This is a genomic window from Achromobacter dolens (assembly GCF_902859745.1).
Taxonomy (GTDB): domain Bacteria; phylum Pseudomonadota; class Gammaproteobacteria; order Burkholderiales; family Burkholderiaceae_B; genus Achromobacter; species Achromobacter dolens.
This window is the reverse complement of the sequence record NZ_CADIJW010000034.1, coordinates 40,920-64,000: the sequence shown is the minus strand read 5'-3', so window position 1 is coordinate 64,000 and position 23,081 is coordinate 40,920. Positions and strand designations below refer to the sequence as shown.

Below are 23,081 nucleotides of genomic sequence, written 5' to 3'. Positions count from 1 at the left end.
CGCCTGGGCGCCCGCCGCCGGTTGCCCCGCGGCCGCGCCCAGTCCGGCCGCCATGGTCTGGCCCAGCGCCGCGCCGGCCGCCAGGCCCGCGCCGATGCCGGCGATGCCGCCTTCGTTCTGCGCCGCCAGCGGGATCGAGGTGGCGGTCTGGTACTGGGTGAACTTGCCCAGGTCGCCCGCCATGCCCATCGAGATCCGCGTGTCCAGCGCCTTTTGCAGTTCTTCCGGCAGCGACACGTTCTCGACCGTGAAGTTGTCGAGCTTGACGCCATAGCGCTCGAACACCGGGCCGAGCTGCTCGCCGATGCTCTGCGACATCAGGCCCTGGTTGCCGGCGATGTCCAGGAACGGCACCTTGGAGCCGCCCAGCGCGGTGGTCATGGCCGCGACCACCATGTTGCGCAACTGCGCTTCCAGGTCATCGACGGTGTAGACGTCGCGCGTGCCGCTGATCTCGCGGTAGAACTTGGCCGGATCGGTGATCTGGTACGAATACACGCCGAAGGCGCGCAGCCGCACCATGCCGAATTCGCTGTCGCGCAGCGTCACCGGCTGCGCCGTGCCCCAGCGCCGGCCCAGTTGCAGACGGGTGCTGAAGAAGATCACGTCCGACTTGAAGGGCGACTCGAACAGCTTGTCCCAGTTCTTCAGGTACGTCAGCACCGGCAGCGTCTGGGTGGTCAGCTTGTACATGCCGGGGCCGAACACGTCGGCCACCTTGCCTTCGTTGACGAACACCGCCATCTGCGACTCGCGCACGGTCAGGCTGGCGCCGTACTGGATTTCGAAATCCTGCATCGGATGACGCCAGGCCAGCACGCCGTCGCCGTCCTCGTTCCATTGCAGGATGTCGATGAACTGTTTGCGGATAAATGAACCGAGACTCATGGCTAGTTCTCCTGTGTCAGAGATGGGTCGACGCGCGCGGCCGCTCAGGTCAGGCAGGCGGCGTTGACCACGCCGGCGGCCAGCGAGATCGATCCGATCAGGCCGCCCATGGCGATGTTGTTTTCCTCGATGGCCTCGTGCAGGCCCTGGATGGCGCGCGACACGACGGCATAGACGACCAGTTGCACCACCATGGCGGCCACGCCCCAGACCAGGAACATGACGAAGCTCGCATGGATGGCGATGCTGGAGCAGAGCGTGAACGAAAAACCGACCAGCGCGCCGCTGTATGAGAGCACCGCGGCAATGTTGCCCTGGCGGATCAGTTCGAATTCCTTGTAGCGCGTCACCGTGGTGTAGACCGCGGTGAAAATGCCCAGCATGACCAGCGCCGAAACAATGTAGATCAGATAGGTCACCGCCGGATGCATCGCTTCTCCCATAATCGCCCCTCCAGGCCCTGATTGCGCGCAGTATATACGCCGCCTTCGATATACTGCGAACGCATTTTTCGAGTCGGAACCCTCATGCGCGACCGCGTCCTCATCCTGTCGGTATTGATCGTCGCTTCCTGCGGCCTGGGCTACGAGCTCATCAGCAGCGCGCTGGCCAGCTATTTGCTGGGCGATTCCATCCTCCAGTTCTCGTCCGTCATCGGCTGCTATCTGTTCGCGATGGGCATCGGATCGTGGTTGTCAAAATATGTAAGAGACGACGACGTTTTGAATCGATTCATCGACGTCGAACTGGCCGTCGCCTTGTTGGGCGGGGTTTCCGCCGCGGTGCTGTTCCTGGTGTTCGCCTGGCTGTCGGCGCCGTTTCGCGCGGCGCTGTACGCGGGCGTCTTCATCATCGGACTGATGGTCGGCATGGAGATCCCGCTCGTGATGCGCGTCTTCAACCAGCGCAAGGCCGAGTTCCGCGAGATCGTCAGCCGCGTGCTGACTTTCGATTATCTCGGCGCGCTGGCCGTGTCGCTGATCTTTCCGCTGCTGCTGGCGCCCAAGCTGGGCCTGCTGCGCACCAGTTTCCTGTTCGGCATGCTCAACGCCGGCGTGGCGCTGTGGACCACCTGGCTGTTCCGTGGCGAGATCCGGCGCCCTGCCGAACGCGCCATACGCGGCGGCGTGGTGCTGGGGCTGCTGGCGCTGGGCTTCCTGTTTTCCGGCCAGATGACGGCCTGGGCCGAGAAGGGCCTGTACGGCGACGACGTGGTGCACGCCGAGACCACGCCCTACCAGCGCCTGATCGTGACGCGCTGGCACGACGACCTGCGGCTGTACATCAACGGCAACCTGCAATTCTCGTCACGCGACGAACACCGCTACCACGAGTCGTTGGTGATCCCTGGCCTGCAGGCCCTGCCCTGGGCCCGCAACGTGCTGGTGCTGGGCGGCGGCGACGGTCTGGCGGTGCGCGAAATCCTCAAATTCAAGCACGTTGAGCACGTCACGCTGGTGGACCTGGACCCGGCCATGACCGGCCTGTTCTCGCGCTCCGAGCCGCTGACCAAGCTGAACCAGGGCTCGCTGACCGATCCGCGCGTCACCGTCATCAACGACGACGCCGGCCGCTGGCTCGAAAGCCACGCCGAGGTCTACGACTTCATCGTGGTGGACTTTCCGGATCCGTCCAACTTCGGCCTGGGCCGGCTGTACTCGGTGCCGGTCTACCACCTGATGGCGCGGCACCTGGCCGAGAACGGCTACATGGTGATCCAGTCGACCTCGCCCTACTTCGCGCCGCGCTCGTTCTGGAGCGTGGACGCCACGCTCAAGGAAGCCGGCCTGAACACCTGGCCGTACCACGCCTACGTGCCGTCGTTCGGCGACTGGGGCTTCATCCTGGCCGGCAAGCGCCGCGACTATACGCCGCCGGACGCCGTCACCGTGCCCACCCGCTACCTCGACCCCGCCACCCTGCGCGAGCTGTTCCACTTTCCCGCCGACATGCCGGCGCTGGCCATGCCACCGAACCGCCTGAACGAACAATCGCTCGTGCGGTACTTCGACGAGGACTGGCGCAAGGTCATCCGCTGATGCGGCGCCGCACCTTCCTGCTGGGCGTCGCCACCGCCGCCGCCGCCGGCACGGCGGGCTACTACCGTTCGCGCGTGGTCGAGACCACGCCCGAGGTGCGCTACCCGGGCATGCAGGCCGGCCATGCGCTGCGCGATGGCGCGGCGCTGCCGCCATCGTCCGGCGCCCGGCGCTGCCAGGTGGCGATCCTGGGGTCCGGCGTGGCCGGCCTGTCGTGCGCCTGGAAGCTGGCGCGCGAAGGCTTCACCGATTTCGTCGTGGTCCAGGGCCCCGAGTACGGTGGCAATGCCGCCGCCGGCGCCCGCGACGGGCTCGACTACCCGCTCGGCGCGCACTACCTGCCGCTGCCGTCGATGCAGTCCACCCACGTGCGCGAGATGCTGGCCGATTTCGGCATCGCCGAGCGCGACGCCTTCGGCGAGCGGCCCTATTACGACGAGGCCATCCTGGCGCACTCGCCGCAGGAACGGCTGCTGCGCGACGGCCGCTGGGAAGACGGTCTCTTGACGATGCACGGGCTGCCCGAGGCCGATATCGAACAGCACCGCAAGTTCCTGGCGCTGGTGGACCGGCTGCACGGCGCGATCGGCAACGACGGCCGCAAGGTCTTCTGTATTCCCATCGTGCTGTCCTCGCGCGACCCGGCCTGGCGGGCGCTGGACGCGCTCACATTCAAGCAGTGGCTGGACCGCGAAGGCTACACCTCCCCCGCCCTGCACTGGTACCTGAACTACTGCTGCCGCGACGACTACGGCGCGCCCTACGACCGGGTCTCGGCCTGGGCCGGGCTGCACTACTTCGCCAGCCGCGACGGCCATGCCGCCAACGCCGCCGAGGGCGCCGTGCTGACCTGGCCCGGCGGCCTGGCGCCGCTGGTGCAACGGCTGCGCAACGCCATCAGCGCCCGTCTCGGCCATGAGGGCTGGCTGCTGCCCGGCACCGCCGCGCGGTTGCAGGAAAGCGCGGCCGGCCCGCGCATCGATTGCCTGGCGCCGGGGCCCGCCGCCCGCGTCTTTACGCTGCAAGCGCAACGCGCGGTCTGCGCCATGCCGCTGTTCGTGGCCCAGCGCCTGCTGCCCGACATCCGCGCCTACGGCTACGATCCGGTCACGCACGCGTCGCCGCACGCGCCCTGGCTGGTGTCGAACTTCGTCATGGACGGCTATCCGCGCGAAGCGCCGGGCGAGCCGCTGTCGTGGGACAACGTGGTCTACCAGGGCCAGGCCCTGGGCTACGTGGTCTCGACCCACCAATTGCTGCGCGTGGCGCGTTCCCCGCGCACGGTGTTCACTGCCTATCACGCCCTCAGCAACCGGACGCCGCAGGCCGCGCGGCAATGGCTCGCCGACGCCCGCCCCGAGGCGCTGCGCGACGAGGCCGCCGCCGATCTGGTCGCCGCCTATGGCGACGAGTTCTGGCGTCGCGCCCGGCAGTTGGAGATCACGGTGCGCGGCCATGCCATGGCCTCGCCCTATTGCGGCTATCTATCCAACGCCGGCCTGGCGGCGTTGCGCGAGGTGGACGGCCCGGTGCTGTTCGCCCATGCCGACCTGTCCGGCTATTCGGTGTTCGAAGAAGCCGCGTGGTGGGGCGTGGCGGCGGCCGGCCGCATCCTGGGGCAACGGCCGCCCGCCTGACCGGCGCCGGCACACCCGCCTGGCGGCCGCCCGGTGCGGCGTCACAATCATGGATTGCCCGCTCTCGCTGGCGCCCGCCTGCTGCCCTACAATCGGCCGCTCACCTCCCTTGGTTCCATACCGACTCAAGCAGCGACAGCGACGATGGGAAAGCAAGTCATAGTGCTCGGCGCCGGCATCGTCGGCGTCTGCTGCGCGCTGGAACTGCAGCGGCGCGGCATGCAGGTCACCCTGGTCGACCGCCAGGATCCCGGCCGGGAAACCTCATCCGGCAACGCCGGCGTCCTGGCCCGCAGCTCCCTCATGCCCTTCAACCATCACGGCCTGTGGCGCCAGTTGCCCCGGCTGCTGCGCAACGACACCGTCCAATTCCGCTACCGCGCCGCGTACCTGGCCCGCAATCTGGGCTGGGCGGCGGGCTTCCTGGCGCGCGCCCGGCCGTCGGTGTTCGGCGAAACCACGGCGGCGCTTGACGGCCTGATCCGGCGCTCCGCCGCCGAACACCTGCGCCTGCTGGACGCGGCCGGCGCGCGCCACCGCCTGCGCGACAGCGGCTGGATCTTCCTGTTCCGCAGCGAACAGGCGTGGCAGGGCGGCGCCCTGGCGCGCCAGGCCTACGCCCGCCACCAGGTGCCGACCCAGGCGCTGGCCCCGGCCGAACTGGCGCAACTGGAGCCGGCCCTGGCGCCGATCTTCCCGCGCGCGCTGTGGATCCAGGGGTCCTATTCGGTGGACGATCCCGGCGCCGTGACCACGGCCTACGCCGACCTGTTCCAGCGCTCGGGCGGCGTCTTCCGCACACTGCAAGCCGCCGCCATCCGCCGCGATGGCGGACGCGGCTGGATCGTGCAAGGCGATGCCGGCACGGAAACGCTGACGGCGCCCGACCTGGTGGTGGCGCTGGGCCCGTGGTCCAAGGCCCTGCTCAAGACCACCGGCATCGACCTGCCGCTGGCGTTCGAGCGCGGCTATCACATGCATTACGGCGCCGCCGGCGGCCCGGCGCTGGGCCGCCCCATCTACGACACCGGCGGCGGCTACGTGCTGTCGCCGATGGCGCGCGGCCTGCGGCTGACCACCGGCGTCGAGCTGGACGACTGCGACGCGCCTGCCCGTCCCATCCAGTTGGACCTGGCGGAAACCCGGGCGCGCGAGGCCATCGACCTGGGCGAGCGGCTGGACCCGCGGGCCTGGCTCGGCCGCCGCCCGACGCTGCCGGACAGCCGCCCGATGATCGGCCAGGCGCCGCGCCATCCGGGCCTGTGGCTGGCGCTGGGACACCAGCACATCGGTTTCAGCACGGCGCCCGGCACCGCGCAGATACTAGGGGAATTGATGACCGACGGCGACGCCACCGGCCGCCACGACGCCTTCCGTCCGGGACGATTCCTCTAGGCGTATCGACATTCACGGGAGCCTCGCATGGCCACGAACGATGCAACCCTCCCGGCCGCGCCCGCGGCCCCCGGCGCCTTTCTCGGCCTGCTGATGCTGGACACGCGCTTTCCGCGCCCGCCCGGCGACGTCGGCAACCCCGAGACCTACGCCCGCGCCGGCATCCCGGCGCGCTTCGTCACGGTGCCGGGCGCCTCGCCGCGCAAGATCGTGCAGGAAGCCGACCCGGCCTTCCTGCGGCCGTTCATCGATGCCGCCGTGGGTCTGGCGCGCGACGGCGCGGCGCTGATCTCCACCAGTTGCGGTTTCCTGGCGCGCTACCAGGACGCCTTGCAGGCTGCAGTGCCGGTGCCAGTCGTGTCGTCCAGCCTGCTGCAATGCCATGGCCTGGCGCGGGTGGGCATCGTCACCTTCGATGCGGCCTCGCTCGATCGCGCCTTGCTGGACGCGGCCGGCGTGCCCGCCAACGCCGTGGTCGAAGGCCTGGCGCCCGGTTGCGAGATGCAGGCGCGCATCCTGGAAAACGCGCCGGACATGGATCTGGCGCGGGTCGAACGCGACGTGGTCGAGGCGGCCGAACGGCTGGCGCGGCGCGCCCCGGACCTGACCGACATCGTGCTCGAATGCACCAACATGCCGCCCTACCGCGAAGCCGTGGCGCGCGCCACCGGCCTGCCAGTGCACGACATCGAGACGCTGCTGCTGCGCACCTGGCGCGCGCTGGCGGCCTGACCGCCGATCCGCGCGGGCGCCGCGCGCCGGCATGAAAAAACCCGGCGCGATCCCGAGGGAGCCGCGCCGGGTCTTGCGCCTGGCGGCGCCCGGAGCGTCCGTTCAGCCCAGCAGCAAGGCGTCGTCCGACAGTTTCTCGCCGCGCACGCGCTCGAACATGGCCAGCAGGTCGGGCACGTCCATGCCGCGGCGCTCGTCGCCGGATACGTCCAGCACCACCTGGCCCTGGTGCAGCATCACCGTGCGGTCGCCCACGTCCAACGCCTGGCGCATGCTGTGCGTGACCATCATGGTGGTCAGCTTGCTTTCGGCCACGATGCGCGCCGTCAGTTGCAGCACGAAGTCGGCGGTGCGCGGGTCGAGCGCGGCGGTGTGCTCGTCCAGCAGCAGGATGCGCGACGGCTGCAGCGCCGCCATCAGCAGGCTCACGGCCTGGCGCTGGCCGCCCGAGAGCAGGCCGATGCGGTCGGTCAGGCGGTTTTCCAGGCCCAGCCCGAGCGTGGCCAGGCGTTCGCGGAAACCTTCCTTCATCGAAGTCTTGACCGCGCGGCCATAGCCGCGGCGCGCGCCGCGCAACTGCGCCAGCGCCATGTTCTCTTCGATGGTCAGGTCTTCGCAGGTGCCGGCCATCGGATCCTGGAACACGCGCGCCACGCGCGAGGCGCGGGCCCAGACCGGCTGGCGCGTGACGTCGGCGCCGTCGATCTCGATGCGGCCGGAATCGACCGGCAGGTCGCCCGACACGGCATTCAGGAAGGTCGACTTGCCCGCGCCGTTGGAACCGATGACGGTGACGAACTGGCCCGACGGGATGTCCAGCGACAGCCCGCGCAGCGCCCGCGTCTCGATCGGCGTGCCGGCGTTGAAAGTGATCTTGAGGTCTTTTGCGGACAACATATCAGCGCCCCTTCTTGCCGACCAGCCGGCGCTTGAGCATGGGAATGACCAGGGCGATCGTGACCAGCACCGCGGTGACGAGGTTCAGGTCCTGCGCCTTCAGGCCGATGAAATCGCTGTTCAGCGCCAGCGCGATGAAGAAGCGGTAGACGATGGCGCCGATGATGACGGCCAGCGTGGCCAGCACCAGCTTGCGCGACGGCAGGATGCTTTCGCCGACGATCACGGCGGCCAGGCCGATGACGATGGTGCCGATGCCCATGGAGATGTCGGAACCGCCCTGGGTCTGCGCGAACAGCGCGCCGGCCATCGCGACCAGCGCGTTCGACAGCGCCATGCCGCCCAGGATCATGCGGCCGGTGTTCACGCCCTGCGCGCGGGCCATGCGGCCGTTCGAGCCGGTGGCGCGCACCGCCAGGCCGGTCTGGGTGGCAAAGAACCAGTCCAGCGCCAGCTTGGCCAGGATCACGATGACCACCAGGATCAGCGGCCGCGCCACGTAGTCCGACAGCCAGCCCGGCTGCAGAATGGTGAAGACGGTGGGTTCGGTGATGAGCGGCACGTTGGGCTTGCCCATGATGCGCAGGTTCACGGAATACAGCGCGATCATCATCAGGATGCTGGCCAGCAGATCCATGATCTTGAGCTTGACGTTGAGCCAGCCGGTGACCAGCCCCGCGGCGGCGCCGGCGAAAGTGGCGGCGATGGTGGCCACGAACGGGTCGGTGCCCGAGGCGATCAGCGTGGCACAGACGGCGCCGCCCAGCGGGAAACTGCCGTCAACGGTCAGGTCCGGAAAGCGCAGCAGGCGAAAGGAGATAAATACGCCCAAGGCCACCAGGCTGAAGATCAGGCCGATCTCCAGTGCGCCTAACAACGAGAACAATGACATGGGTCAAATCCAATCAGGTAGGGAACGAGCATATTAGAGATTAGGAACGTCCAACTTCTTGCGTTTCGGGGTCAGTTTTACCCGAGCTTTCGCAATAAACGTTTCCTGCCGTGCGATTTTCTCTCGATTCCTGCCAAGGCGTTGCCGGGCTTGGCGGCCAGGGCCGCAAGCGGGCTGCTTGAGGGACGCTCCGGGGAGCAAAACGCGGCATGCGGTCCGTGACCAACCTGCCGTTCAAGGCCAACGCCATCGCGCCGGGCCGCGCGCACCTTGTGGATGCTGCCGCCCTGTGGACCCCGCGTACCGGCGCGGGGCAAACACAAGAAAACAAGATAAAACAAAACCCCGCTCATGCCGGGTAGGCACGGGCGGGGCCGAACGACTTGCGCTTTACTTTACCACCACCGCGGCCGACTTGATGATCGCGTCGGACAGCGTCACGCCTTGCTTGGCGGCGGCGCCCGGGTTCACGTAGAGCTCCAGCTTGGAGATGGTTTCGGACGGAATCGCGCCGGGCTTCTCGCCCTTGAGGATGCGCACCACGACCTTGCCGGTCTGCACGCCCAGGTCACGGTAATTGATGCCCAGGGCGGCGATGCCGCCGCGCTTGACGCTGTCGGTGTCCGAGGCGATCAGCGGGATCTTGGCGTCGTTGCCGACCTTCACCAGCGACTCGTAGGCCGAGACCACGTTGTTGTCGGTGTTGGTGTAGATGACGTCGACCTTGCCGATCAGGCTGCGCGCGGCGGACGCCACGTCGACCGAACGCGGGGCGGCGGCTTCGACCAGGCTCATGCCCGACTTGGGCAGGATTTCCTGCAGTTTCTTGACCACCACGACCGAGTTGGCCTCGCCCGGGTTGTAGACCATGCCGACGCGCTTGGCGTTGGGCACGATCTTCTTGATCAGCTCGACCTGCTTGTCCAGCGCCAGCAGGTCCGACACGCCGGTGACGTTGGTGCCCGAGGCGTCCATGCTGGCGACCAGTTGGGCGGCGACCGGGTCGGTCACGGCGGAATACACCACCGGCACGTCCTTGGTGGCGGCCACGACGGCCTGGGCCGACGGGGTGGCGATGGCGACGATGGCGTCGGGCTTGTCGCCGACGAACTTGCGCGCGATCTGGGCGGCGGTGCCGGTGTTGCCCTGGGCGCTCTGGTACTGCCACTTCAGGTTCTTGCCCGGCTCGTAGCCGGCTTGCTTGAGGGCGTCCTGCACCCCGTCACGCACGGCGTCCAGCGCCGGGTGCTCGACGATGGCGGTGACCGCCACCGACTTCTGCTGCGCCGCCACCGGCGCGGCGATCGCCATCGCCAGCGCCATTGCGCCAACCGTCAGAAAATGTTTTTTTCCGATCAGCATAGGTAAGCTCCTTGAACCCTTGGTATTTGTTCATTATTACGGCTGTTCCGCGGGCTTCCCCACGGTCCGGACAGCCGTAAAGCCGTATAGTCTAACGTGTCGCAACCCAAATTCACTTGGGGGGAATCCCTGAAATGGTGCATGCGTGGCGCGGCTGCCCCATGCCGGGGCGGGCGGCGCCAATATACTAAAAGCGCCGCGCCCGCGCGACACGACATCCGCGACATCCAAAGGGCCACATCATGATCAAACGCGCATTGGGCCGCTCCGGCCTGCAGATCCCTCCCCTCACCTTCGGCGGCAACGTCTTCGGCTGGACCGTCGACGAGGCCGGCACGTTCTCGCTGCTGGACGCGCTGGTCGACGCCGGCCTGAATTTCATCGACACCGCCGACGTCTATTCGCGCTGGGTGCCCGGCAACCAGGGCGGTGAATCCGAAACCCTGATCGGCAAGTGGCTCAAGCGCTCGGGCAAGCGCGATCGCGTGCTGATCGCCACCAAGGTCGGCATGGAGATGGGTCCGGACGCCAAGGGCCTGGCGCCGGCCTACATCCGGCGCGCGCTGGACGCGTCGCTGGCGCGGCTGCAGACCGACCACGTCGACCTGTACCAGTCACACAAGGACGACCCCGACACGCCGCTGACCGACACGCTGGGCGAATACGCCAAGCTGATCGAGGCCGGCAAGGTGCGCGCCATCGGCGCCTCCAACTACACCGCGGTGCGGCTGTCCGAAGCGCTGATCGCCAGCGAACGCCACAACCTGCCGCGCTACGAGAGCATCCAGCCGGAATACAACCTGTACAGCCGGGAGCCGTTCGAGGCGCACCTGCAGGCGCTGGTCAAGGCGCAGGATCTGGGCACCATCAACTACTACGCGCTGGCCAGCGGCTTTCTCAGCGGCAAGTACCGCGGCCCGGCCGACGTCGGCAAGAGCGCGCGCGGCAAGAAGATCGTCGACACGTACCTGAACGACCGCGGCTACCGCATCCTCAAGGCGCTGGATGAAGTCGCCGAGGACGCCAACTGTACGCCCGCCCAGGCCGCGCTGGCCTGGCAGATCGCGCAGCCCGGCATCACCTCGCCGATCGTCAGCGCCACGTCGCTGGCGCAGTTGGACGAACTGGTCAAGGCCGCCAGCCTGACGCTGACGCGCGACCAACTGGCCAGGCTCAGCCTGGCCAGCGACTGGCGTTGACACGCGCCCGCGCCAACGCCACGGGCGTCAATCCAGCTTGACGCCCGAGTCCGACACCACCTTGGCCCAGCGCGACACCTCGCTGTCGACGAACTTGCCGAAGGCCGGCCCGGTCAGGGTCGGAATGGCGGTGCCGTTGCTCTCCCAGGTCTCCTTGATCTTCGGCGTGTTCAGGGCCTTGGTGATTTCCGCCGTCATACGGTCCACCGCCTCCTGCGGCGTGCCCGCGGGCGCCCAGATCGCGTACCAGGTCGACACCACGTAGTTCGGCACCCCGGCCTCGGCCGCGGTCGGCACATCCGGCAGCGACGGCGAGCGCTTGTCGGCGGCCACCGCCAGCGGCTTGATCGCGCCCGAGCGGATATGGCCCGATGACGAGCCCAGGCCGTCGAACGCCAGGTCCACCTGCCCGCCGATCAACGCGGTCAGCATCGGCCCGGCGCCCTGGTACGGCACGTCGACCAGCTTGATGCCGGTCTGCATGGCGAACAGTTCGCCGGCCAGGTGGTGGGTGCTGCCCTTGCCGGCCGTGCCGAAGTTGATGTCGCCGGGATGCTGCTTGGCGTAGGCGATGAATTCCTGCAGCGTCTTGACGGGCAGCTTGGTGGCATTGATGACCACCACCTGCGGCGGCTGCGCCACCAGCGCCACCGGCACGAAGTCCTTCTGGATGTTGTAGTTCAGGCTCTTGTACAGCGACGGCGCCAGCGCATGGTGCGCGCCCCCCATGAAGAAGGTGTAGCCGTCCGGCCGCGCCTTGGCGGCCACGCCCGCGCCGACGGTGCCGCCGGCGCCGCCCTTGTTGTCGATCACCACCGACTGGCCCAGTTGCATCGTCAACTGCTGGGCCAGCGGCCGGGCGAAGGTATCGGTGCCGCCCCCGGCGGGAAAGGGCACGATGAGCGTGATGGGCCGTTCCGGCCAGGACGCGGCGCCGGCGGTGCCGGCGAAACCGGCGGCCAGCGTGGCCAGCAGGGTCGCGGCGAACATGCGGTATTTCATATTGTCTCCTCTTGCTGCAGCGTGGGGACGGCGCGTTTCCCGCGTCTCGTCTCTTGTGTTCTTGGGTTGGGATGCTGCCTGGTTCGGGAATCGTTCTGGAAAGGGGGCGGGCTCCTTGGAAAAAAATGGCCGGTCTGCGTGGACCGGCCTGGCATGACGACGCTACAGCGCCTGATAGGTTTCGCGCAGCACGTTCTTCTGCACCTTGCCCATGGTGTTGCGCGGCAGTTGGTCAACGATGTGCACGCGCTTGGGCACCTTGAAGTTGGCGATGCGCGCCTTCAGCTCGGCCTGCATCGCGGCGGCGTCCAGCGTGGCGCCGTCCTTGGGCACCACCACCGCCACCACCGCTTCGCCGAAATCGGCATGCGGCACGCCGATGACGGCCGATTCGGCCACGCCCGGCATGTCGTCGATCAGCGTCTCGATCTCTTTCGGATAGACATTGAAGCCACCGGAGATGATCAGGTCCTTGCTGCGGCCGACGATCGACAGATAGTCGGCAGGCACGTCGCGGCCAGCGGATTCGCCGCCCCAGCGGCCCACGTCGCCGGTCTTGAACCAGCCATCCTGCGTGAATTCCTCGCGCGTCTTTTCCGGCATGCGCCAGTAGCCCGAGAACACGTTGGGCCCGCGCACCTGCACGTTGCCGATCTCGCCCGGCGCCAGCGCGATGCCGGCATCGTCCACCACCCGCACCTGCACGCCCGGCAACGCCCGGCCCACAGTGCCGGCCAGGCGTTCGCCATCGGCCGCGTCATACGGATTGGAGGTCAGCATGACGGTCTCGCTCATGCCGTAGCGTTCCAGGATGGCGTGGCCGCTGCGCTCGCGGAAATCGTTGAAGGTCTCGGACAGCAGCGGCGCCGAGCCCGAGATGAACAGGCGCATGTTGGCGCAGACCTCGCGGTTGAAGCGCTTGTCGGCCAGCAGCCGCACGTAATAGGTCGGCACGCCCATCATCACGGTGCTTTGCGGCAGGTAGCGCAGCGCCTGGTCGGCGTCCAGCTTGGGCAGCCAGATCATCTTCGCGCCGGCCAGCAGCGCGCCGTGCGAGGCGACGAACAAACCGTGCACGTGGAAGATCGGCAGCATGTGCAGCAGCACGTCGTCCGAGCGCCAGCCCCAGTACTTGTGCAGCACCTGCGCGTTGGACGCCAGGTTGCCATGCGACAGCATCGCGCCCTTGCTGCGGCCGGTGGTGCCGGACGTGTAGAGAATCGCGGCCAGGTCGTCCGGCTTGCGCTTGACGGTCCTGAAGGTCTGCGACAGGCCGCCAGCGGCCTCAAGCAGCGTGCCGGTGCGGTCTTCGTCGAGCGTGTAGACATGCGCGCAGCCGGCCTTGTCGGCGGCGCGCTGGACCCAGTCGCGGTTCTTGCCGGCGCAGACCACCACGGCCGGCTCGGCGTTGCCCAGGAAATACTCGATTTCGGCTTCGCGATACGCGGTGTTCAGCGGCAGGTACACCAGGCCGGCGCGCAGCGTGGCCAGGTACAGCAACAGGGCTTCGGGCGATTTCTCGACCTGCACCGCGACCCGCGCGCCCTCGGGCAGCTTGAGCGAGGCCAGCAGGTTGGCCAGGCAGGCCGTGGCGCGGTCGATGTCGTCCCAGGTGTAGGCCAGCTCGGGGGTTTCGAGCGCGACCTGTTTGCGATCGGCGGGGAATCCGCCCTCCAGCACAGCGTATAGATTGGCGTTGCTCACCGTTTTCAGTCTCCGGAGAAGTGGGGGTCTACGCCGGCCAGGAAAGCGCGCACGCCCTCCTTGTGGTCCCGGCTGTCGGCGTAGGAGAAATAATCCTGGTATTCGGCTTCGGTCAAGGCGCCGCCCTGCGCCAGGCGCGCCGACAGGCGCTTGTTGATGCGGGCGGCCAGCGGCGCGCCCTGGCAGATGCGTTCGGCGCTGCGCCGGGCCTGCGCGGCCACCTCGGCATCGGCCACGATGCGCGTCAGCAATCCCAGGTCGCGCGCCTCGGCGGCGCCGAACACGCGGCCTTCGAGCAGGATGGCCAGCGTCGCGGCGCGGCCGGCCAATGCCAGCAGGCCGCGCATCTCGTCGGGCGCCATGGGAAAGCCCAGCCGGTTGATCGGCACGCCAAAGCGCGCCGATTCGCCAGCGATGCGCAGGTCGCACTGGCAGGCGATCTCCAGCCCGCCGCCGACACACACGCCTTCGATCTGCGCCACCACCGGCTGCGGGCATTGCGCCATGGCCATCAATGCGGGCGCCAGTATCTCGCGGTGGTAGCGCTGCACGCCCGCGGCGTCGGCGCGCTCGGCCGGAAACTCGCGGATGTCCGCGCCCGCGGCGAAATTTCCGCCCTCGCCGCGCACGATCACGCAGCGCAGCGCGTCGTCGGCGGCGATGCGCGTGAACACGTCGCGCAGTTCGCGCCACATGCACACGGTGATGGCGTTCAGGCGCCCCGGGTGCGACAGTGTCACCCAGGCCAGTTGCCCGTCGCGTTGCAGCAGCACACGGCCTGCCGTGTTGTCCGTCATGTCCCCTCGCTGGTTATCGGTTTTTATGTGGCGACGCGCCGCCGCTCAGGCCGCGCGTAACACGCTGCGGCTCACTTGCGGCTTGCCTTCATGCAGGCGCGCCAGGTTGCCGTCCAGTTCATCCAGGTCGTACAGATAATTGACCATCAGGCCGCAGGACTGCTTGAGTCCCTTGGCCGAGGTGTCCGCCGCCCAGTTCAGGCGCTCGATACGCGCGCCGTTGCCCAGGTGGAAGCGCGCCACCGCGTCCAGCGGCAGACCGTTCTTCATGGCCTGCAGATAGTGCGCGGCCAGGCGGAAGGCGGCGCGCTTGACCACGTCGGGCGTCGCCTTGCCCTGCGCGGCGCGCGCCAGCCGCGCTGCCCAGCGCTGGCCGTCCGGCACGCCGGCGCGCTGACGCGTCTTGGCGCGCGACTTGTCCTCGCGCACGATGGCCTCGACCGCGTCGGCGTCGAGCTTGCCAAGCCAATCGGCGAACCCCGGAATCGGCGACAGGGTCGCGAACGACTTGAGCTGCGGCAGTTCTTCCAGCAATTGCTCAACCACGCGCTTGAGCAGGAAATTGCCGAAGCTGATGCCCTTGAGCCCCGCCTGCGTGTTCGAGATCGAATAGAAGATCGCCCAGCGCGCCTTGCCCAAATCCTGCCGCGGCGCGGCGCTGTCCAGCACCGCCTGCACGTTGTCGGCCATGCTGCCGGCGAACGCCACCTCGACGAAGATCAGCGGCACGTCCGGCATCTGCGGATGGAAATAGGCGTAGCAGCGGCGATCCGGCGCCACCCGGTGGCGCAGGTCGTCCCACGACTGGATCTCGTGCACCGCCTCGTAGATGATCAGCTTCTCCAGCAGCGAGGCCGGCGAGTCCCAGGTCAGCGGCCGCAGCTCCAGCAGGCCGACGTCGAACCAGGCTGACAGCAGGCCCTCCAGGTCTTTGTCGAGCGCCTGGACGCCGGCCACCTGCTTGCGCCAGCGCAGCATGTCGGCGCGCAGTTCCACCAGGAAGCGCAGGCCCGCGGGCTGCGCGTTCAGGCGCTTGAAGAAGCGCACGCCCTCGCCGCCATCGCCGGCGAAGGTGCCGCGCACCTGCGTCAGCGCGGCCAGCATCAGCCGACGGTCCTTGCCGTCGGCCGCCGCATAGAGCTCGCGCCAGCGCCGCGCCAGCTTGTTGGCGGCCACGTCGGTCAGGCGGGCCTCGAACAGCCGCCGCACTTCGGATTCGCTCGGCAGCCGGCCGCGTTCCCACAGGCGGCCCAGGCGCGTGATCAGGCTGTCGCCGACCTGTGCGGCGGCATCGCCCGACTCGACGTCGGTGTCAGGCGTGCGTGCGCCGCGCGCGGACTCGAGATGGACGGGTGCGTTCATGGACGGGCTCCTCTGCAACGGGAAGATCGGAAAGCGATGGCGCCTGGTCATCGGCCGCCAGGGCGCGCAGCACTTCGAGCTGGCGCATCAGGTGATGGCGCGCCAGCGCCTCGGCGCGTTCGGGATCGCGCGCCTTCAGCGCTTCGAAGATGGCCAGGTGCTCGGCGCAGGATTCCTCGATGCGGCCGGGCCAGGCCAGGCTGCGGTGGCGCGACAGGCTCAGCACCTTGCGCAGGTTGCCCACCATGTCGACCAGCCACTGGTTACCGGCGAGCGCCTGCACCGCTTCGTGGATCAGGTAATTGGTCTGGTAATACGCATCGATGCGGCCGGCGGCGGCATGGCCGGCCAGCGCCTCGTGCAAGGGCGCCAGCGCCTCGAGTTGCGCATCCGACGCCTTGCGGGCGGCCTCGTGGGCGCAGCGGCCTTCCAGCATGGCCATCAACGGAAAGATGTCTTCCAGGTCCTGCGCCGACAGTTCATTGACGAAGCAGCCGCGGCGCGGCTCCAGCCGCACCAGGCCCTCGGTGGCCAGCACTTTCAGCGCCTCGCGCAAGGGCGTGCGCGAGATGCCCAGCTCGCCCGCCAGGCGCAGCTCGTCGATCCATTCGCCGTTGCGCAGCGCGCGCGCATGGATCATGGCGCGAAGACGGTCCGCGACTTCCAGGTACAGGGCTTGCCGGACGATGGGTGAGGTCATGGGCAGACGGCCTGACAGCGCCGTAATTCATAATTATGAATAAGCCCATCATAGCGCTGTCCCAATGAATCAGACTAGTCGGATGTCGTAGGGACTTGCCCCAGGGTCCCCTTCGCGCCTCGGCAGCGTGCGAACGGGCATGCCGCCGCGGCCACGTGGCCGCGGGAAAACAGGGACGCCTAAAAATGCAGGATGCCGTCGACCGCGTGGCGGGTCAGCGAACGGGCCCAGCGGCGCGCCGGCAGTCCATACCGGGATTCGACCGCCTCGGCCCGCGCCAGCAGGTCGGCCGGCGTGACGGCAAGGCGCGGACCGGAAAACGCCAGCACGATCTGGTTGCCGGCGTCGATCTCGGGCAGCAGCACGATGCGGTCGTCAAAGGCCTTGGACAGATTGTCGATATTCTTGCCGAAGCTCTCATGGCGGCCGAACAGGTTCACCGCCACCACCCCGACCTCGCCCAGCACGCGGCGGCAGTCGCGGTAGAACTTGACGCTGTCGCGCACCGGCCCCTGCGCCGAGGCGTCGTACAGGTCGACCATCAGCACCGGGCAGCGCCCCGCGTTGAGCGGATCGGCGGCCCATTCGGCGGCGTCGGCGTGCTCGACGAGCAGCCGGTTCTCGCCCGGCAGGCGGAAGAACATGTGGCAGGCGGCGGTGACGCGCGGGTTCCATTCCACCGCCAGCAGCGGCGCGCGCGTCTGCTTGGCGCAGAACCGCGCCAGCGAACCGGCGCCCAGGCCGAACATGCCGATGGCCTCGTCCTTGGGCGGCTCCAGGAACAGCAGCCAGGCCATCATCTGGCTGGTGTATTCCAGTACCAGTTCCGCCGGGTTCTTGATGCGCATGGCGCCCTGGACCCATTCGGTGTTGAAGTGCAGATAGCGCACGCCGTCCACTTCCGACAGGGTCGGCTGGTCGAGTTCGGAGGGGAATTTGGATTTGTACATGGCGCGATTGTAGGGCCGCCGCGGGCGGACCCTTGCGGCCCGCCCGCGGGGCATCGATGCGCCGTCGACGGCGCGTCGATGACGGCGCCTCGATGACGCGTCGCTCAGATGCGCTCGAAGATCGCCGCGATGCCCTGGCCGCCGCCGATGCACATGGTCACCAGCGCGTAGCGGCCCTGCACGCGCTGCAGTTCATGCAGCGCCTTGACCGTGATGATGGCGCCGGTGGCGCCGATCGGGTGGCCCAGGCCGATGCCGCTGCCGTTGGGGTTGACCTTGGCCGGGTCCAGCTTCAGTTCGCGGGTCACGGCGCACGCCTGCGCGGCGAAGGCCTCGTTGGCCTCGATCACGTCGAGTTGATCCACCGTCAGGCCGGCGCGCTTGAGCGCGGCCTGCGTGGCCGGCACGGGACCGATGCCCATGATGGTCGGATCAACGCCCGCATGGGCGTATGCCACCAGGCGCGCCAGCGGCTTGACGCCGCGCTTGGCCGCCACCGAGGCGTTCATCAGCACCAGCGCGCCGGCGCCGTCGTTCAGCCCCGAGGCATTGCCGGCGGTGACGGTGCCGTTTTCCTTCTGGAATACCGGCTTGAGCGCGGCCAGGCTGTCGGCCGTGACATCGCGGCGCACGTGCTCGTCGGTGTCGAACACCACTTCGCCCTTGCGGGTCTTCTGCACGATCGGCACGATCTGGTCGCGGAAATAGCCGGCCTCGATGGCGTTGGCGGCGCGACGGTGCGATTCGGCGGCCAGCGCGTCCTGGTCCTGGCGGCTGACGCCGAACCGGGCCGCGACGTTCTCGGCGGTCACGCCCATGTGCATGCGGCCGAACGGATCCGACAACGCGCCGGTCATCATGTCCTGCATCACGCTGTCGCCCATGCGCGCGCCCCAGCGCTGCGCCGGCGCGATGTAGGGCGCGCGGCTCATGCTCTCGGCGCCCGCGCCGATGGCGATCTCGGCGTCGCCCAGCAGGATGGTCTGCGCCGCCGAGACGATGGCCTGCAGTCCCGAGCCGCACAGGCGGTTGACGTTGAAGGCCGGCGTCTCCTTGGCAATGCCCGCGTTCATCGCGGCCACGCGCGACAGGTACATGTCGCGCGGTTCCGTATTGATGACGTGGCCCACGGCGACGTGGCCGACCTCGTCGCCCTTGACGCCCGCGCGCTCCAACGCCGCCTTGATGACCGTGGCGCCCAGATCGCAGGGCGGCACGTCTTTCAGCGCGCCGCCAAAGTCGCCGATGGCGGTACGGACGGCGGACGCGACGATGACTTCATTCATGATGTTTCCTCCTGGTTATCTGTCCATCATACTCGCGCGCCCGGCGCCTCCCGCCGCCCCTCGGCGCGCCCTTCTCGCCAGGCGAAAGTCGCCTTGCCGGCGCCGTAAAAAACCCCGCGCTCCCCGGGCAATCCCTAATCGCGACCACAATTGACAGCGCTGTCATTTTTGCAGACACTAGCTTCGCCGGTATCTGCCGGTCAACGAAAAACAAGCCGCGACGGCCCTCGGCACGGGCGGCATCAGGAGACAAAGTCATGGCAATACCTCCCTGCCTCGCGGCAGCGGCAGGGACCGGCGTGCACCTGCGGCCCCTGCGTTTCCCGTCCCACCCCGCGCGATCCAACCGCTGGCTGCCCTGGCTGCTGATGGCCGGCCTGCTGTCGGCCGCCGGCGCGGCCCGGGCCTACGACCTGCAGACCAGCCCCTACCTGCTGGGCGACTGGGGCGGCCCGCGCACCCGCCTGGCCGAAAGCGGCGTGACGCTGAATCTGGGCTACACCGGCGAGGCCGCGCACAACTTCAGCGGCGGCCAGGACAAACTGACGCGCTACACCGACCAGTGGGTCATCGGCGCCACGATGGATCTGGACAAGCTGCTCGGCTGGCATGGCGGCACGTTCCAGATGACCATCACCGACCGCAACGGCCGCAACCTGGGCGCCGACGCGGGCATGGGCAATAACATGCTGATCCAGGAGGTCTACGGCCGGGGCCAGACCTGGCACATGACGCAGTTCTGGTTGAACCAGGCCTTCCTGGACAACCGGGTGCAGTGGAAGATCGGCCGCCTCACCGTGGGCGAGGACTTCGCCAGCTTTTCCTGCGACTTCCAGAACCTGACCTTCTGCGGCTCGCAGCCCGGCAACCTGGTGGGCAGCTACTGGGTCAACTGGCCGACCAGCCAGTGGGCCACGCGCCTGAAGGTCAACACGTCCGAGCAGACCTACGTGCAGGCAGGCGTCTACCAGGTCAATCCGAACTACGTGGACGACGGCTATGCGCGCCGCCACGGCCTGTCGCTGGACAATCCCGACGGCACCACCGGCGCCCTGATCCCGCTCGAAGTCGGCTGGCTGCCGGCCTGGAACGGCCTGCCCGGTTCGTACAAGTTCGGCGCCTGGTACAACACCTCCGACGGCAAGGATCTGTACCAGGACATCAACCACGCGCCGCGCGGCCAGACCGGGCTGGCGCCGCGCGAACGCAACGGCCAGTACGGCTTCTACATCAACTTCGAGCAGCAGGTCAGCGGCGCCGCCGGCGGCCGCGGCGCCTCGGTGTTCCTGAACGTGTCGCAGGCCGACCGCGCCACCGCCGCGCAGGATCACCAGATCGCGCTCGGGCTGCAGTACAAAGGACCGTTCGGCCTGGCGCGCGACGTCATCGGCGTGGCGATCGGCGCGACCCACAACAACGGCCGCTATGCCGACTACGCGCGCCAGCAGGACCAGCGCCTGGGCACCAGCACCAAGGTGGGCGACGGCTACGAGTACGTGGCCGAGGCCTACTACAGTTGGTCGCCGATCCCGTCCGTTTACCTGCGCCCCAATCTGCAGTACATCAGGCATCCTGGCGGCACCAGCGCCAACCACGACGCCTTCATCGCAGGCTTGAAGACCGGCATCACATTCTGAGCGCGACGCGCCACTAGGAGACCGACATGACCCCATTCTTTCGCCGCCTGGCCTGCGCGCTGGCCCTGCCCGCGGCGCTGCTCGCCAGCCCCGCCGTCCACGCCAGCAAGGACGCGCCGGTGATCGGCTTTTCCATCGACGACTTGCGGGTCGAACGCTGGACCCGCGACCGCAACTATTTCGTCGAGGCCGCCACCGCGCTGGGCGCCAAGGTCAACGTGCAATCGGCCAACGCCAGCGAATCGCGCCAGATCGCCCAGGTCGAGAACCTGATCGCCGAGGGCGTGGACGCGCTGGTCATCGTGCCGTTCAATTCCAAGGTGCTGGGCAGCGCCATCGCCAAGGCGCACCGCAACGGCATCAAGGTGATCGCCTACGACCGCCTGATCCTTGGCGCGCCGCTGGACGGCTACGTGTCGTTCGACAACATCAAGGTGGGCGAAATGCAGGCCCAGGGCATGGTCGAGGCCGTGCCCAAGGGCCGCTACTACCTGCTGGGCGGCGCCTCGACCGACAACAACTCGCGCATGTTCCGCGAGGGCCAGATGAACGTGCTCAAGCCGCTGGTCGCCAAGGGCGACATCACCATCGTCGGCGAGCAATGGACGCCCGAATGGGATCCGTCCAAGGCCCAGACCATCATCGAGAACGCCCTGAACGCCAACGACAACGACATCCAGGCCATCGTCGCCTCCAACGACGGCACCGCCGGCGGTGCGATCCAGGCGCTGACGAGCCAGAAGCTGGCGGGCAAGGTCGCGGTATCCGGCCAGGACGCCGACCTGGCCGGCGTGCGCCGGGTGGCGGCGGGCACGCAGACCATGACGGTCTACAAGCCGATCAAGGCCATCGCCGAGGCGGCCGCGCAGATGGCGGTCAACCTGGTGCAGGGCAAGACGCCCGCTTTCAACGCCAAGCTCGACAACGGTAAGGGCGAGGTCAACGCCCTCCTCATCAAGCCCACGCTGGTCACGCGCGACAATCTGGATATCCTGGTCAAGGACGGGTTCTATACGGCAGACCAGATCGCGGGCAAGTAGCCGGGAGGCGCACCATGGACCAACAGCAACCGCTGTTCGAAATGCGCGGCATCGTCAAGGAATTCGCCGGCGTGCGCGCGCTCTCGGGCGTCAGCCTGAGCGTGCGGCCCAGCGAATGCCTCGGACTGTGCGGCGAAAACGGCGCCGGCAAATCGACCCTGATGAAGGTGCTGTCGGGGGTCTACCCCCACGGCAGCTACCAGGGCCAGATCCTGTGGCAAGGGCGCGAGCTGCGCGCACGCTCGATCCGGGACAGCGAGGAAGCCGGCATTGTCATCCTGCACCAGGAACTGATGCTGGTGCAGCAACTGAGCGTCACCGAGAACATCTTCCTGGGCAACGAAATGCGCCTGCCGGGCGGGCGCATGGACTACCCGTCCATGCACCGCCGCGCCGCCGAGCTGCTGGCCCGGCTCAAGCTCACCGATGTCAACGTGGCCGCGCCCGTCATGAACTACGGCAACGGCCACCAGCAGTTGTTCGAGATCGCCAAGGCGCTGGCCAAGGAAGCGCGCCTGCTGATCTTCGACGAGCCGACCTCCTCGCTCAGCGCCAGGGAGATCGAGGTGCTGCTGGCCATCATCGAAGACCTCAAGCGCGCCGGCGTGGCCTGCATCTACATCTCGCACAAGCTCGACGAGGTCAAGCGCCTCTGTGACACCATCACCGTGATCCGCGACGGCCAGCACATCGCCACCCAGCCGGCGGACGCGCTCGACGAAGACAGCATCATCGGCCTGATGGTGGGACGCGCGCTCGAATCGCGCTTTCCGCGCACCGAACGCCAACCGGGCGCGGTGGTGCTGCAAGCGCGCGGCGTGACCTGCTGGGACGTCACCAATCCGCGGCGCAAGCGGGTCGACGACGTCGCGCTGCAGGTGCGCGCCGGCGAGATCCTCGGCATCGCCGGCCTGGTGGGCGCGGGCCGCACCGAACTGGTCTTGGCCATCTACGGCGCCTACGCCGGCCGCTACCAGGCGCGGGTGCAGGTGGCCGGCCAGCCGGTGCGCATCACATCCCCGGCCGACGCCATCGCGCACGGCCTGTGCCTGGTGCCCGAGGACCGCAAGCGCCACGGCATCGTGCCGCTGATGAGCGTGGCCGAGAACATCACGCTGGCCAGCCTGGCCGACCATGCCCGCGCCACGCGGGTGGATGGCGATTCGGAACTGGCCACGGTCGAGCGCGAAATCGCGCGCCTGCGCATCAAGACGGCCAGCCCCGGCCTGCCGGTCGCCAGCCTGTCAGGCGGCAACCAGCAGAAAGTGGTGCTGGCGAAGATGGCGCTCAGGCAACCCAAAGTCCTGATCCTGGACGAACCGACGCGCGGCGTCGACATCGGCGCCAAGTACGACATCTACAAGATGATCTTCGATCTCGCCGACCGCGGCGTGGCCATCATCATGGTGTCGTCGGAACTGCCGGAGATCCTCGGCATGAGCGATCGCGTGCTGGTCATGAATGCCGGCCGCATCGCGGCAGACTTTCCCATCCAGGGCCTGACGCCGGAACGCGTGCTCGCCGCCGCCCTCAACACCGACCCGCTGCGGCACGCCGCCTGA

At 68.3% G+C, this 23,081-nt stretch carries 21 protein-coding genes; 9 read left to right on the top strand and 12 right to left on the bottom strand.

Translation table 11 applies throughout. From position 1 onward, the window contains the following. Window positions 1-888: SPFH domain-containing protein (locus HV783_RS20715; protein ID WP_175189794.1), on the bottom strand; the 888-nt coding region annotated here is incomplete at its 3' end. Window positions 889-932: 44 nt separating this feature from the next. Further along, on the bottom strand, window positions 933-1,319 hold the full coding sequence (locus tag HV783_RS20710) for a DUF350 domain-containing protein (protein ID WP_049072739.1): 387 nt from the start codon (window positions 1,317-1,319) through the stop codon (window positions 933-935). 96 nt (window positions 1,320-1,415) lie between these two features. Here HV783_RS20710 and HV783_RS20705 point away from each other — a divergent pair, with 96 nt between their 5' ends. The 4 genes from HV783_RS20705 (at window position 1,416) to HV783_RS20690 (ending at window position 6,691) form a co-directional block, all read left to right on the top strand. Then, the gene (locus HV783_RS20705) at window positions 1,416-2,927 is read left to right on the top strand and encodes a polyamine aminopropyltransferase (RefSeq protein ID WP_054416382.1); all 1,512 of its coding nucleotides are present in this window, start codon (window positions 1,416-1,418) and stop codon (window positions 2,925-2,927) included. Beyond that, window positions 2,927-4,564: an NAD(P)-binding protein gene (locus HV783_RS20700; protein WP_175189793.1), complete on the top strand. Its 1,638-nt coding sequence runs from the start codon at window positions 2,927-2,929 to the stop codon at window positions 4,562-4,564. Before HV783_RS20705 ends, HV783_RS20700 begins: the two co-directional genes overlap by 1 nt. Before the next feature lie 144 nt (window positions 4,565-4,708). Beyond that, window positions 4,709-5,959 (top strand): NAD(P)/FAD-dependent oxidoreductase, encoded by a 1,251-nt coding sequence (locus tag HV783_RS20695; protein ID WP_175189792.1) that lies wholly within the window; start codon window positions 4,709-4,711, stop codon window positions 5,957-5,959. A 27-nt stretch (window positions 5,960-5,986) separates the two neighbouring features. After that, window positions 5,987-6,691, top strand: coding sequence for an aspartate/glutamate racemase family protein (locus HV783_RS20690; protein ID WP_144654584.1), 705 nt, complete (start codon window positions 5,987-5,989; stop codon window positions 6,689-6,691). A gap of 102 nt (window positions 6,692-6,793) precedes the next feature. On the opposite strand, the gene HV783_RS20685 is transcribed toward HV783_RS20690, so the two are convergent. Then, entirely contained in the window at window positions 6,794-7,588 is a 795-nt protein-coding gene (locus HV783_RS20685; protein WP_054503238.1) for an ABC transporter ATP-binding protein, read from the bottom strand. A 1-nt stretch (window position 7,589) separates the two neighbouring features. Continuing rightward, a complete protein-coding gene (locus HV783_RS20680) occupies window positions 7,590-8,480 on the bottom strand; it encodes an ABC transporter permease (RefSeq protein ID WP_049072730.1) in 891 nt (296 codons plus the stop codon). Window positions 8,481-8,689: 209 nt separating this feature from the next. Between HV783_RS20680 and HV783_RS20675 the strand changes: the two genes are divergently transcribed. Continuing rightward, entirely contained in the window at window positions 8,690-8,842 is a 153-nt protein-coding gene (locus HV783_RS20675; RefSeq protein WP_155755470.1) for a hypothetical protein, read from the top strand. Window positions 8,843-8,870: 28 nt separating this feature from the next. Here the strand turns inward: HV783_RS20675 and HV783_RS20670 are convergent, their stop codons facing one another. Next, entirely contained in the window at window positions 8,871-9,842 is a 972-nt protein-coding gene (locus HV783_RS20670; RefSeq protein WP_049072728.1) for an ABC transporter substrate-binding protein, read from the bottom strand. 242 nt (window positions 9,843-10,084) lie between these two features. On the opposite strand from HV783_RS20670, the gene HV783_RS20665 reads away from it, so the two are divergent. Then, window positions 10,085-11,041: an aldo/keto reductase gene (locus HV783_RS20665; protein WP_169536218.1), complete on the top strand. Its 957-nt coding sequence runs from the start codon at window positions 10,085-10,087 to the stop codon at window positions 11,039-11,041. Window positions 11,042-11,068: 27 nt separating this feature from the next. Here the strand turns inward: HV783_RS20665 and HV783_RS20660 are convergent, their stop codons facing one another. From HV783_RS20660 to bktB, 7 genes are all read right to left on the bottom strand, one after another. Beyond that, window positions 11,069-12,043 (bottom strand): Bug family tripartite tricarboxylate transporter substrate binding protein, encoded by a 975-nt coding sequence (locus tag HV783_RS20660; RefSeq protein WP_175189791.1) that lies wholly within the window; start codon window positions 12,041-12,043, stop codon window positions 11,069-11,071. Between the two features lie 162 nt (window positions 12,044-12,205). Next, complete coding sequence (locus tag HV783_RS20655; protein WP_175189790.1) at window positions 12,206-13,747, bottom strand: malonate--CoA ligase; 1,542 nt, start codon at window positions 13,745-13,747, stop codon at window positions 12,206-12,208. Between the two features lie 5 nt (window positions 13,748-13,752). After that, window positions 13,753-14,544 (bottom strand): enoyl-CoA hydratase/isomerase family protein, encoded by a 792-nt coding sequence (locus tag HV783_RS20650; RefSeq protein ID WP_175189789.1) that lies wholly within the window; start codon window positions 14,542-14,544, stop codon window positions 13,753-13,755. Window positions 14,545-14,589: 45 nt separating this feature from the next. Then, window positions 14,590-15,906 carry a malonyl-CoA decarboxylase domain-containing protein gene (locus HV783_RS20645; protein WP_054503242.1) on the bottom strand — a complete coding sequence of 439 codons (1,317 nt, stop codon included), beginning with the start codon at window positions 15,904-15,906 and terminating at the stop codon, window positions 14,590-14,592. Next, a complete protein-coding gene (locus HV783_RS20640; RefSeq protein WP_054503243.1) occupies window positions 15,857-16,606 on the bottom strand; it encodes a GntR family transcriptional regulator in 750 nt (249 codons plus the stop codon). The genes HV783_RS20645 and HV783_RS20640 overlap by 50 nt, the downstream gene beginning before the upstream one ends. 179 nt (window positions 16,607-16,785) lie before the next feature. Next, window positions 16,786-17,556 carry a class I SAM-dependent methyltransferase gene (locus HV783_RS20635; protein WP_054503244.1) on the bottom strand — a complete coding sequence of 257 codons (771 nt, stop codon included), beginning with the start codon at window positions 17,554-17,556 and terminating at the stop codon, window positions 16,786-16,788. A 104-nt stretch (window positions 17,557-17,660) separates the two neighbouring features. Further along, window positions 17,661-18,842: a beta-ketothiolase BktB gene (bktB, locus tag HV783_RS20630; protein WP_054503245.1), complete on the bottom strand. Its 1,182-nt coding sequence runs from the start codon at window positions 18,840-18,842 to the stop codon at window positions 17,661-17,663. Window positions 18,843-19,210: 368 nt separating this feature from the next. On the opposite strand from bktB, the gene HV783_RS20625 reads away from it, so the two are divergent. Genes HV783_RS20625 through HV783_RS20615 form a run of 3 tightly spaced genes read left to right on the top strand, consistent with a single transcriptional unit; the run spans window position 19,211 to window position 23,081 of the window. Beyond that, the gene (locus HV783_RS20625) at window positions 19,211-20,479 is read left to right on the top strand and encodes a carbohydrate porin (RefSeq protein WP_175189796.1); all 1,269 of its coding nucleotides are present in this window, start codon (window positions 19,211-19,213) and stop codon (window positions 20,477-20,479) included. A 26-nt stretch (window positions 20,480-20,505) separates the two neighbouring features. Beyond that, entirely contained in the window at window positions 20,506-21,519 is a 1,014-nt protein-coding gene (xylF, locus tag HV783_RS20620) for a D-xylose ABC transporter substrate-binding protein (RefSeq protein WP_116792142.1), read from the top strand. Window positions 21,520-21,533: 14 nt separating this feature from the next. Then, a complete protein-coding gene (locus HV783_RS20615) occupies window positions 21,534-23,081 on the top strand; it encodes a xylose ABC transporter ATP-binding protein (RefSeq protein ID WP_116792143.1) in 1,548 nt (515 codons plus the stop codon).